We start from the raw sequence: 11738 nt of genomic DNA, 5'->3' as shown, positions 1-11738 counted from the left end.
GAGTCGTGGGCGGCAAGGCCGGTGGGCAGGGCACCGCGCCGCCCATCTATACGCCGCGCGAGGTGATGAAGCTGCCGGTGCTGCTGTCCGGCAAGCCGGAGTATCCGCGCCGCGCCCGCGAGGATGGAATCACCGGCGTGGTGATGGTGATGGTCGTGATTGGCACGGACGGCGCGGTGGAGCCGGGCTCGCCGCGCATCCATCGCTCGGTGCCGGGCCTGGACGAGGCCGCGCTCGAGTCCGTGTCGGGCTGGCGCTTCTCGCCGGCCCTGGGACATGGCGGCGCGCCCGTGCGCGTGAAGGTCGTGATCCCGGTGAAGTTCGCCCTGAGGTAGTTCCTTCGCGGTCCCGTAGAAGCCTTCATGAATCCCAAGCTCCGCTCGATTCTCTTCTGGATCCACCTGATCTGCGGCCTCATCGTGGGGCTCGTCGTCGGGGTGATGTCTTTCACGGGCGCGGCGATCGCGTTCGAGTCGCAGATCATCGAATGGGCGGACCGTGACGCCCGTCACGTGACGCCTCCCGCGGAGGGGGCTCCCAAGCTGACGCTGGAGGAGATGCTCGCGAAGGTGAAGGAGGCGAAGCCCGCCGTGCCGCCCTCCGGAGTGACGGTGTACCCCGGGGCGGAGAGCGTGGTGTCGGTGGCCCTGGGCCGCGGCGCCACGGTCTACGTCAATCCCTACACCGGTGAAGTCCGCGAGCCGGGCGCTCAGGGCTGGCGGTCGTTCTTCCACACGATGGAGGATCTGCACCGCTGGCTCGCGGCGTCCGGCGACAACCGCGCCGTGGGCAAGGCCATCACCGGCGTGGCCAACCTGGCGTTCCTGTTCCTGGGCCTCACGGGCCTGTTCCTGTGGTGGCCGCGCAAGTGGAACCTGCGCGCCATGCGGCCCATCCTGTGGTTCCGCCGCGGGCTCAAGGGCAAGGCGCGCGACTTCAACTGGCACAACGTGATCGGCTTCTGGTCGCTGCCCGTGCTGGTGGTGCTGACCACGTCCGGCGCGGTCATCTCCTATAAGTGGGCGTCGAACCTGGTCTTCACGCTCACCGGCAACGAGCCGCCCGCCGCGCAGGGACCCATGGCCGCGGCGCCCGTCGTCGTTCCCACGCCCGCGCCAGGGACGCAGCCCCAGCCGCTGGATGCGCAGTTCGCGGCGGTGATGAAGCAGTCCAACGCCTGGGAGACCATCACCCTGCGCCTGGCCACGCCTCCGGGCGCTGGCGCCCCCGGCGGCCGTCCCGAAGGCGCCCCGCGAGGCGAGGGTGGCCAGCGTGGCGAAGGTGCCCAGCGCGGTGAGGGTGGTCCTCGCGGCGAGGGTGGTCCTCGCGGCGAAGGCCGTGCGGAAGGTCGCGGTGGTCCGAAGGGCCCGCAGGCCAGCGCCTTCACCGTCCGCGAGCAGGAGCGCTGGCCGCTCTTCGCCAACAACACGGTGTCGCTGGATCCGTTCACGGCCCAGACGCTGAAGACGGAGACGTACGCGGACTTCAACAGCGGCCGGAAGGTGCGCACGTGGCTGCGCTTCCTGCACACCGGCGAGGCGCTCGGGTGGGTGGGCCAGCTCATCGCGGCGCTCGCGTCCTTCGGCGCCGTGTTCCTCGTCTACACCGGCTATGCGCTCTCCTGGCGCCGCTTCGTCCCTCGCCGGAAGACGCAGGCCGTGGCGCCCCCGGCCCCGGTGGCACCGCCCGCGGAAACGAATATAAACGCCGCCTGATGTGATAATTCGGTAAACCCAGACAGCCCCGAGGCTCGGACCGCGAGAGTGGATCCGGGCCTCATCGTTTTCACTCGGCGGCGTGTGGCATTCGGCTGGCTGATGCAAGGCAGTGCCGTTGCGATCGCCTGTCTTTGGAAATCAGGGTGTTGACGGGAAGAAATTTCTTGTAACGCGAATCAGGGTCCTGCATATGAGAATCATTCTCATTTAGGCAGTGCCTCCCATTCCGAGGGGATTCGTGTCCACAGCCAAGCCCGGTCGTACTGGTATCCGCTCTTCCAATGGCAACCCTGGAGGCGTGCGCGGCACGCTCTGGCCCTGGGGGCCCGCTGCCGTGGGTCTCGCCTCCGCGCTGGCCGCGGGTGGCGCGGTGGCGCAGGAGACGCCGGTGACGGGTGAGACGTCCGCGCCGGTGCAGGAGTCCCGGCCGGCGGAGACCCCCCGGGTGGGCCAGGATGCCCCGGCCCCGGAGCGCACCCCGGAGTCCGCGCCCACTGGCGCGCCGGAGGCGGAGGCCGGTCAGGACGACGCGTACGTCCTGCCGGAAGTGTCCGTGGAGGGCGAGACGGAGAAGTACAACGTCACCGAGCCCAGCCTGGCCCGGCTGCCGCGGCCGCTGGTGGACACGCCGCAGACCATCACGGTGGTGCCCGAGCGCGTGATGGAGGAGCAGCAGGCGATGACGCTGCGCGACGCGCTTCGCAACGTGTCCGGCATCACGGTGACGGCGGGCGAGGGTGGCCGCCAGGGTGACTCCTTCTCGCTGCGCGGCTTCTCCGCCCAGACGGACACGCTGCGCGACGGCGTGCGTGACCTGGGCTGGTTCACCCGCGACACGTTCAACCTGGAGGGCGTGGAGGTCTACTTCGGCCCGTCGTCGGTGCTGTTCGGCCGAGGCTCCACGGGCGGCGCCATCAACCTGGTGACGAAGAAGGCGCGCAAGGGCTCCTTCACGGACCTGCGCCTGTCCGGCGGCACGGCGCCGATTGGCCGCATCGAGGCGGACGTCAACCAGGAGCTCTCCGACAGCGTGCAGTTCCGCGTGAGCGCCGTGGGGCAGCTGGCGGGCGTCGCGGGCCGCGACGTCGTGAAGGAGAACCGCGCGGGCATCGCGCCGTCCGCGCGCTTCCAGCTGGCGGACAAGGTCGCCCTGGAAGTGGACTACTTCTACCAGCACGAGGACAGCGTGCCGGACTACGGCCAGCCGTACTTCAACGGCTACCCCGTGGGCGTCACCCTGGACGTGCCCCGTGAGAACTTCTACGGCGTGAAGGACAGCGACGCGGAGCTCGTCAACGTCCACATCGGCTCGGCGCGCCTGCTGGCGGACCTGGGCAACACCTTCCGCCTGACGAACACGCTGCGCTACGGCGGCGTGGACCGCTTCGCCCGGCCCACCGCGCCGCGTGGCCTGACGCCGGCCACGGACCCCACCACCATCGGACGCCAGCGCTTCGAGACGTCCACGGACAACACCTACTTCGCGGACCAGCTGGACGTGCGCGGCGTGTTCAACACGGGCTTCCTCAAGCACACCGCCAACTTCGGCCTGGACGTGTCCCGCGAGCAGCGTGAGCTGGGCCGCGTCAACCTCACCACGGCCAGCGGCAACCTGCCCGCGGACCTGTTCGAGCCGGACAACAGCCCGGACCTGTCCGGCGTGAACCGCGTCCCGGGCGCCACCAACTACAGCCGCCAGTGGAACCTGGGCGCGTACGCGTCGGATCAGATCCAGATCGGCAAGTACGTGGAGGTCCTGGGCACCCTGCGCCTGGACAACCTGCACAGCGACTACGAGACCCAGGCCGCGAACGGTGACGTGGCCGCCTTCGAGCAGGAGAACAGCCTGTTCAACTGGCGCGTGGGCCTGGTGCTCCACCCGGCGGAGAACACCAGCGTCTACGGCATGTACGGCACGTCCCAGAACCCGAGCGCGGAGCTGGCCACGCTGGCCAACGACACCGTCACGCTGGATCCGGAGAAGAACGAGACCTTCGAGGTCGGCGCCAAGGCGGACCTCATCGCGGAGCGCCTGAGCGTCAACGCCGCGCTCTTCCGCACCAACAAGCTGAACGCGCGCGTGCCGAACTCGGATCCGGACGGCCCGCCCACCGTGCTGGAGGGCAAGCAGCGGGTGCAGGGCTACGCGCTCGGCATCGCGGGTTCGCCGGTGCGCCGCTGGAACGTGTTCGCCAACTACACGTTCCTGGACGCGAGCATCCGCGAGCACAGCAATGAGTTCCTGGTGGGCCAGCGCCTGGTGAACACGCCCAAGCGCAGCTTCTCGCTGTGGACCACGTACGCCATCCTGGACAACCTGTCCGTGGGCGGCGGCGCCACCTACCAGGACGTGGCCCCGGTGAACAACCCGGCCAACGCGACGGTGCTGCTCACCAAGGTCCCCAACTTCTGGCGCTTCGACGCGTTCGCCTCGTACTCCATCAAGAAGGTGGACCTGCAGCTCAACGTCTACAACCTGACCGACAAGCTCTACTACGACTCGTACTACGGCGGTCAGGCCGTGCCGGCGGACGGTGTTTCGGCGCTGCTCTCAGCGCACGTGCGGTTCTAGTCGCGCGCAATTCCCGCCGGGCGTAGGAGGACGTTCATCATGATGGTGCACATCCCGCAGGTGCTCACGCCCGAGCAGGTGGCCCACTGCCGCGCCGTCTTCGACAAGGCGGCGTGGGAGGACGGCCGGACCACCGCCGGCAAGCAGTCCATGCAGGTGAAGAAGAACCTCCAGCTGCCCGAAGGCAGCCCCGCTGCCCGGGAGCTGGGGGACCTGGTGCTGGCCGGCCTGGAGAAGAGCCCGCTGTTCATCTCCGCCGTGCTGCCCCAGCGCGTCTTCCCTCCGCTGTTCAACCGCTACGAGTCCGGCATGGACTTCGGCTCGCACGTGGACAACGCCATCCGGCCCATCCTGGGCACGAACCAGCGCATCCGCACGGACGTGTCCGCCACGCTCTTCCTGAGCGACCCGGACAGCTACGACGGTGGTGAGCTGGTGGTGGAGGACACCTACGGCAACCACGCGGCGAAGCTGCCCGCGGGGGACCTCATCGTCTACCCGTCCACCAGCCTGCACCACGTCACGCCGGTGACGCGCGGCGTGCGGCTGGCGTCGTTCTTCTGGATCCAGAGCATGATCCGCGACGCGGGGCAGCGCTCGCTGCTCTTCGACATGGACACGTCCATCATGCAGCTCACCCGCGAGGTGCCCAAGAGCCCCGCGCTGGTGATGCTCACGGGCGTGTACCACAACCTCCTGCGCCAGTGGGCGGAGCCCTGAGCCGCGTCGGAGCCGTTACTCCGGGCTGACGTGCAGGGTGAGCACCGGACACGCGGCGCGGCCCACCACCTTCTGCGCCACGCTGCCCAGCAGCATGCGGGTGAGCCCCTTGCGCTGGTGCGTGCCCATCACGATGAGGTCGTACTTCCCGCGCTCGGCCTCCTCCAGCACCACGTTGCCCGCCTCGCCAATCACCACGCGGTGGGACAGGGCGACAGGCGCGGTGCCGTCCACCTTGCGCAGCAGGGATTCCAGTTCCTTGCCCGCGGTGTCGCGCGCCATCGCCTCCAGCGAGGTTGCGTCCCAGCCGGGCGAGGCCACCAGCAGGTCCGGCGCCACGTACTGCGGCGGCTCCCAGGCGTGCAGGACGTCCACCGTCGCGCCGAAAGGGCGGGCGAGTTGCAGCGCGTAGTCCACGACGGACCGGGAACCGTCCTTCAGGTCCACCGGCACGAGGATGCGTGAAGGGCCAGCCATGGGTGTCCTCCTGTGGGAACAATGAACGGTTAATGCCCGACCGCCTCCAGGGCAAGGGGGCGTGCAGGGAGAGCCGAGCAGCGGGGCGGGCACGCAGGGCCATCCGCGCATGGACACCTTCCTGTCCGAGGTCCTGCCCCCCTATGCGCCCTCCCATCGACAACGGTACCGTGCTCATCATCGGCGCAGCTGGCGGCATCGGCCGCGAGCTTGCCCGGCTGCTCTCCCCCCGGGTCAGGACCCTGGTGCTCGTCGCGCGCGACGTGGACGACCTGGGGAGCCTGCGGGAGGAGCTGCTCGTCCGGAACCCCACCCTGGGGGTGATGATCCGCGCGTGCCGGCTGGATGATCCGCGCGCCGTGGACGCGCTGTTCGAGCACCTGGAGCGCCACTACGTCCGCGTGGACGTGCTCATCAACAACGCGGACCATTCCTCCAGCGGCCTGTACGCGGAGGAGCGCTGGAAGCGCATCGAGGAGCTGGTGCATGCGAATGTGCTGGCCCCGGCCATGATCACCCACCGCCTGCTGGGCCCCATGCTGGAGCGCGGGCGGGGTGGCATCCTCACGGTGGGCTCGGGCGCGGCGCGCCTGTTCCTCCCGGGGGCGGTGGCGTTCTCCGCCACGCAGCGCTTCCTGGACGGCTTCAGTGAGTCGCTGCGCCTGGAGCTGAAGGACGCGGGCATCCCCGTCACCTTCGTGGCCCCCGGCCCGCTGGCGCTGGAGCCGCACCTGGACGGAGAGGTGACGCCGTTCTTCGAACTGTCCCTGCGCCAGTGCGCCCGCGAGGCCCTGGAGGGCTTCGAGCGGGGCGAGGCGCTGGTGTACCCCGGCCTGGGCCACCGTTGGGTGATGCGGCTGCTTCGCTTCCTGCCGCGCTCCTTCAAGCGGGGCCTGGGGCGGCTGGCGCTGGGCGGCCTCAAGCGGACGCTGCTCCTGAAGCCGACCGGGCCCACCGGAACGGATGCGCCCCCCCAGCCGGTGCTGCTGGCCAGGGGGGAGCCTTCGTCCGCGACGTAGACGATGGGCGACTACAGGCCGATTTCGGCCAGGCGCGCCTTCACGCGCGTGGCCTTCACGCCGGTGTTGGCCGTGCCGCGGCCCTGCGAGTTGCCGCCGACGCCGATGTGGTGCAGCGCCACCACCTGGTTCGTGGACGTGGAGATGACGGGCGAGCCGGACGAGCCGCCCAGCGTGTCCGCGTCGTAGGAGATGTCCGTGGTGCTGTAGTTGCCGTTGAGCACCTTGCCCGGCGAGGACTTCTTCGTCGGCACGCAGGACGACGTCGTGTAGTAGTCGCAGTTCTGGTTCACGACGTACACGGTGGCGTTCGTCGCCGCGTTGGCGGTGGCGACGGTGAGGAAGCCGTACACCTGGCCGGGCAGCTGGCCGTTGACGGCCGAGCAGCGCAGCGCCGTCATGTCGTCACCGCTCCACGTCTTGATGAACGTGGCGCACGGGTACCAGACGCGCGAAGCGGACGCGACGCCGTCCTCGTAGTTGAACGACACGCGCGCGCCCACCGCTTCCGACGCGCTGCCCACGCAGTGGTTGTTGGTGATGATGACGTCGTTGGAGACGAGCCACGCCGTGCAGCGGCTTCCCACCGCCGGGATGGAGAGGTAGCCCACCGCCAGGGACTTGGTGCGCTGCGTGCCCGTGAGGGACGTGGCGCTCACCCAGTTCAGCGAGCCCACGATGACGTTGGACTCCTGCGACGCGAGCGGCTCCGCGTCCGGCACGTCCATGGGCTCCACGGAACCACACGCCGTCAGGCCCATCACCAGCATCGCACCCACGAGCTTCTTCGCGGCCATCACTGAATCTCCCCCCGCGCGGCATTGCGCGGCGCGGGGGCCCTACGCACGCCCCGTGCCATGGCGCCCGTCAGAGGGAGCCCGGCGTCACGCCCCCGTGACAGTGGTGCGTGGATGCTCCGTGCAATCCGGTTGCGTTTGTAAAGAAACGTCACAATCCGCGGCGAATCCCCAGCCATCCCGGGAACTTGCGTGATTTTCCGGGAGTGCCGCTTTTGCGGACATGCGGGGTGCGCCCCTGTCCCAGGCGGAGACAGGGGCGGGGAGGGCGGAATTCTTCAGCCGATGATCATGTCCTCGCGCTCGAGGGTGCCTTCCTCGAAGCGGCGGAGGTTGAAGCGGGTGAAGAGCTCGTCGGAGTCGCCGGAGGTCATCCACCGGGCCATCCGCTCCGCGACGGCGGGGGCCATCATGAAGCCGTGGCCCACGAAGCCGGACAGCTGCAGCAGGTTGTCCATGCCGGGGGTGCGCCCGAGGATGGGGTTGTTGTCTGGGGTGACGTCGTAGAGCCCGCCCCACTGGCGCAGCACCTTCACCTGGCCCACGTGCGGCAGCTGCTCCGTGAGGGCCTGGGCGAAGCGGGCCACGAAGCGCAGGGTGCTGCCCATGTTGGGGCCGGCGGGCTCCTTGGGGTCGCCCATGCCGCCCACGATTTCACCGCGCATGGACTGGCTGAAGTACAGGCCCGTGTCGAGCACCGACACCAGCGGCGACAGGAAGGGCTTGAGCGGTTCGGTGCTGAGGATTTCGTGGCGGTGCGGCTCGTTGGGCAGCGTCACGTCCGCAAGCTTCGCGACCTGCGGGCTCCACGCGCCGGAGGCGAGCACCACGGTGTCGCAGGCGATGTCGCCCCGGTCCGTCTTCACCTTGCGCACCTGGCCGTTGCTCGTCTCGAAGCCGGTGACGTTGGTGTACGTCTCCACCTTCACGCCGCGCTTCACGCAGCCCTGCGCGTAGCCCCACAGGAAGGCCCAGGGGAAGATGACGCCGTCCTCCGGGTTGTAGGCCGCCGTCACGCAGTCCTTCATCGTGAGGTCCGGGACGATCTGCCGCGCCTCGTCCGCGGTGATGATGCGCGTGGGCACGCCGTACTTGTTGTGCAGGGCGGCGTTGCGATCCAGGCGGTACGCGGTGTCCTTGCGCTTGGCCAGGAACAGGTAGCCACCCTGGCGCAGCCACACGTTGACGCCCAGGTCGCGCGCGAAGCCCTTCATCAGGTCGATGGAGCGCTTGGCCAGTTCAATCAGCGCCGGGGTGCCCCACTGCATGCGCACGCCACCGCCGTTGCGGCCGGACGCGCCCGCGCACAGGTAGCCGCGCTCCAGCACGACGACGTCCGTCTCACCACGCAGGGCCAGGTTGTACGCCAGCGACAGGCCCATGATGCCGCCGCCGATGATGACCACCTTCGCCTTCTGGGGCACCGGCCCTTCCGGGCGCAGCGCGGACGGGAAGTGCTCCAGTTCCTGGGGCACGCCGCCCACGGGCGGGACGGACTCGTCCACGGGAGCGCTGCCGAGCACGCGCAGCTCCGTGGGGTACAGCGGCGGGCGCGGCGTGAAGGGCACCACGCCCTCCGGCTTGAGCGCCGGGGCCTTCTGCTTGAGCAGTGCGGCCACCGCGGCGTGGCAGCTCTTGCCCTGGCAGATGCCGGTGCCGAAGCCCGTGTAGCGCTTCACCGACTCCACGTCGTGGTAGCCGCGCTCGATGGCGTGCTCCACGTCCGTGACGGTGACGTCCTCGCAGGTGCAGACGAGCGCCTTGCTCATGACAGCCCTCCCAGCAGCGCCTGCGCCGCGCGCGCGCCCATGGCCGCGGCGTCCTTTGCCGTGCCGACCTTCGCCACGTCGCCCGCGACGAACACGTCCGCCGCCTGCGTGCGCCCGTCCGCGTCCGCATCCACGCGGAAGTGGCCCGCGTCCGGGTCGAACTCCACCTTCGCGCCGCCCTGGCGCGCCAGCTCGAAGCCCGGCGTCACCGGCACGGACACCACCACCGCGTCGCACGACACCTTCTGCTTGCGCCCGCCCTGGGGCGTGAAGCTCAGCGCCGTCACGCCTCGCAGGCCGTGGGCCTTGAGCCCGTCACCAATGACGGCCTTCGGGTGCGCGTTCGCGGGCAGCGGGCCCTTCAGGTCCACCACCGCCACCACCTCCACGCCGCGCTGGGTGAACAGGTGCGCCAGCGCGTGCAGCTCCGGGCCGTGGCCCACCAGCGTCGCCACCTGGGGCGCCACGTCGTGCTTGCGCAGGAGCAGGCTGGCCGCGCGGCCCGCGATGACGCCGGGCAGGTCGTTGTTCTCGAAGGGGAGGGTGGGGGGATGGCCGCCCACCGTGAGCAGGAAGCGCTTCGCGTAGACCTTGAGCAGCCGCAGGTTCGCCGCTTCTTGCGACGCCACCGCCAGGTAACGCCCGTGCTCGTCGTCATACAGGCCAATGACGGTGGCGTTGCGCACCACGCTGCCCTGCGGGAACGCGGTGGCCTCCGGCACGAAGGGCGCGTTCTCCTCCGGGGCGCCGTGGGCCAGCCGTCCGCCCAGGTTCGCGTCGCGCTCGAAGAGCAGGAAGGGCACGCCCTGTCCGGCGAGCACCCGCGCCGCCTCCAGGCCCGCCGCGCCGCCGCCCACCACCGCGACGGAGGTGTGGAAGGTGCGAGGGGGCAGGGGCTCCGGGCCCGCTGCCTTGGGCAACAGGCCCAGGCCGGCCAGCTGCCGGGCCACGCGCGCCATCACGTCCTCCGCCACCGGCACGCCCGCGAACATCTCGTGATGGTCCAGGCGCTTGGGGAAGAACCAGTCGATGGTCTCGAAGATGTCCACCTTCGCGGACGGGTACGCGTTCTGCCGCTCCAGCCGCATGCCCTCCTTCGCGGGGGTGCGGCACGTGTAGACGTTGGGCAGCCCGTCCACGCGCATGAGGCAGTGCGAGCAGGCCGCGGCGAAGCAGTACGGCCCGCGCGGGCGGTGGTACTTCACGGAGCGGGAGAGGACGTTCTCGCCCGCGGCGATGAGGGAGCACGCCACCGGCTCGCCTTCGATGGCGGGGATGCTCTCGCCCTCGAGGTCCACGGTGATGGCCCTGCCGCGCGGGGTTGCGTCTGGGAGGCGTCGCATGGGTGCCGCGCAAAATGGCGCACCCGACGGAGCCGGTCAAAGCCTGTCAGCGGCCGCCCGCCCACCGTCAACACCCCGTGACGACAGCGCAGGTGATGGCGCGCGAGCACGGCACTTGTTGGAGAAGGAAAAGCCCCACTCCCGGTGCGCTTGGGAGCGGGGCTTCATGATGCGGTGTGGCAATCCGGGGGGCCGTGAGGCCGGGTGCGTCAAACCGGGTGCTCGCTCCGGGGGAAGATGGGCTCCGGCATGCCCCGGCCGCGGTAGCCGAACCGGGTGCGGATGACCGCGCCGAAGGCCAGCGGGTTGAGGATGAGGTTGAGCAGCACGCCCACCACCGGGATGTGGCTGATGAGCAGGATGAGGCCCAGGCCCAGGGCGAGCACCACCGCCTGCGTCTTGCGGCCGCGCATCACCGGCAACCGCGTGCCCACCTCGCTGGCGATGGCCGCGTAGCCCAGCGCCGTGCCCAGCATGGAGGCGACCAGGAGGGCGAACGCCACCGGGATGCCGATGAGCGTGATGCACAGGACGATGGTCAGCGGGATGAGGGCCAGCGCGCCCACGATGCCCACCCAGAAGTTGCGGGCGGGGTTGGCGCGGATCTCATCGCCCAGCTCCTTCATGCGCGCCGGGAAGAACATCTGCCCCAGGAAGCCCAGGCCGAAGAGGAGCGCGAACTGGAGGATGAAGGACGCAAGGCCCCCGCCGCGGCCGTCGTGGTCGTCATCGTCGTCGTGGTCCACCGACGCGTCGTGGTTCTGCCCGTCCTGCATGCCGCGCTTGATCTCACCGGCCACCATGCGGCCCAGGCCCGCGCCGCCGAAGGACTCCAGGCTGCCCTCCACGATGGCGCCGTCCGCCTTCTGCACCTGCCCGCCGAAGGCGGACACGTCGCCCTCCACCTGCGCGTTGGGCCCCAGGATGACGTTGCCGCCGAAGGCGTGCGCGTCTCCCTCCACGTGGCCCTGGATCTCCAGGTTGCCGCCGAAGGCGACCGCGTCGTCCTCCACGGTGCCCTTCACGATGAGGTTGCCGCCGTACACGACGGCGCTCTCCACGGACTCGCCCTCCTTCACCTCCAGGTTCTGTCCGCGCGCCACCACGTCCCGGGCGCCGCGCTTGCCCTTCTTGTGCTTGAAGCTGTCGCGGAAGCTGCGGATCTCCTCGCGGATGCGCTGCTTGGCGGCTTCGGCCTCTTCCTTCGCGGCCTGCTTGGCCTCATCGCGAGCGCGCCTCGCCTCTTCGCGGGCTTCCTCACGTGCCTCGCGGGCCTCCTCCGGCGTCGCGTCCTCGTCCAGGGTGGGCGGGTCGGGAGGCGCC

The 11738-nt window shown here is 70.1% G+C and carries 10 protein-coding genes; 5 read left to right on the top strand and 5 right to left on the bottom strand.

Going from position 1 to position 11738, the window contains the following annotated elements:
- From D7Y15_RS38875 to D7Y15_RS38860, 4 genes are all read left to right on the top strand, one after another.
- A partial coding sequence (locus D7Y15_RS38875) for a TonB family protein (protein ID WP_147452265.1) occupies positions 1-335 on the top strand: 335 nt, incomplete at its 5' end.
- 27 nt (positions 336-362) lie between these two features.
- Complete coding sequence (locus D7Y15_RS38870; RefSeq protein WP_121755722.1) at positions 363-1715, top strand: PepSY domain-containing protein; 1353 nt, start codon at positions 363-365, stop codon at positions 1713-1715.
- Positions 1716-2052: 337 nt separating this feature from the next.
- Entirely contained in the window at positions 2053-4290 is a 2238-nt protein-coding gene (locus tag D7Y15_RS38865; protein ID WP_233597433.1) for a TonB-dependent siderophore receptor, read from the top strand.
- A gap of 39 nt (positions 4291-4329) precedes the next feature.
- Positions 4330-5010: a Fe2+-dependent dioxygenase gene (locus D7Y15_RS38860; protein ID WP_120580699.1), complete on the top strand. Its 681-nt coding sequence runs from the start codon at positions 4330-4332 to the stop codon at positions 5008-5010.
- Between the two features lie 15 nt (positions 5011-5025).
- On the opposite strand, the gene D7Y15_RS38855 is transcribed toward D7Y15_RS38860, so the two are convergent.
- Entirely contained in the window at positions 5026-5487 is a 462-nt protein-coding gene (locus tag D7Y15_RS38855; RefSeq protein ID WP_120580698.1) for a universal stress protein, read from the bottom strand.
- A 143-nt stretch (positions 5488-5630) separates the two neighbouring features.
- Between D7Y15_RS38855 and D7Y15_RS38850 the strand changes: the two genes are divergently transcribed.
- Positions 5631-6506 (top strand): SDR family oxidoreductase, encoded by an 876-nt coding sequence (locus D7Y15_RS38850; RefSeq protein WP_120580697.1) that lies wholly within the window; start codon positions 5631-5633, stop codon positions 6504-6506.
- 11 nt (positions 6507-6517) lie between these two features.
- Here the strand turns inward: D7Y15_RS38850 and D7Y15_RS38845 are convergent, their stop codons facing one another.
- From D7Y15_RS38845 to D7Y15_RS38830, 4 genes are all read right to left on the bottom strand, one after another.
- Positions 6518-7303, bottom strand: a complete 786-nt coding sequence (locus D7Y15_RS38845; RefSeq protein ID WP_120580696.1) for a serine protease — start codon at positions 7301-7303, stop codon at positions 6518-6520.
- 278 nt (positions 7304-7581) lie between these two features.
- A complete protein-coding gene (locus D7Y15_RS38840; protein ID WP_121755721.1) occupies positions 7582-9072 on the bottom strand; it encodes an FAD-dependent oxidoreductase in 1491 nt (496 codons plus the stop codon).
- The gene (locus D7Y15_RS38835) at positions 9069-10415 is read right to left on the bottom strand and encodes a 2Fe-2S iron-sulfur cluster-binding protein (RefSeq protein ID WP_121755720.1); all 1347 of its coding nucleotides are present in this window, start codon (positions 10413-10415) and stop codon (positions 9069-9071) included. The genes D7Y15_RS38840 and D7Y15_RS38835 overlap by 4 nt, the downstream gene beginning before the upstream one ends.
- Positions 10416-10624: 209 nt before the next feature.
- The coding region (locus D7Y15_RS38830; RefSeq protein WP_148712976.1) for a polymer-forming cytoskeletal protein at positions 10625-11738 on the bottom strand (1114 nt) is incomplete at its 5' end.

Source organism: Corallococcus sp. AB030 (genome assembly GCF_003668965.1).
GTDB lineage: Bacteria > Myxococcota > Myxococcia > Myxococcales > Myxococcaceae > Corallococcus > Corallococcus exiguus.
This window is presented reverse-complemented; position numbering and strand designations above follow the sequence as displayed.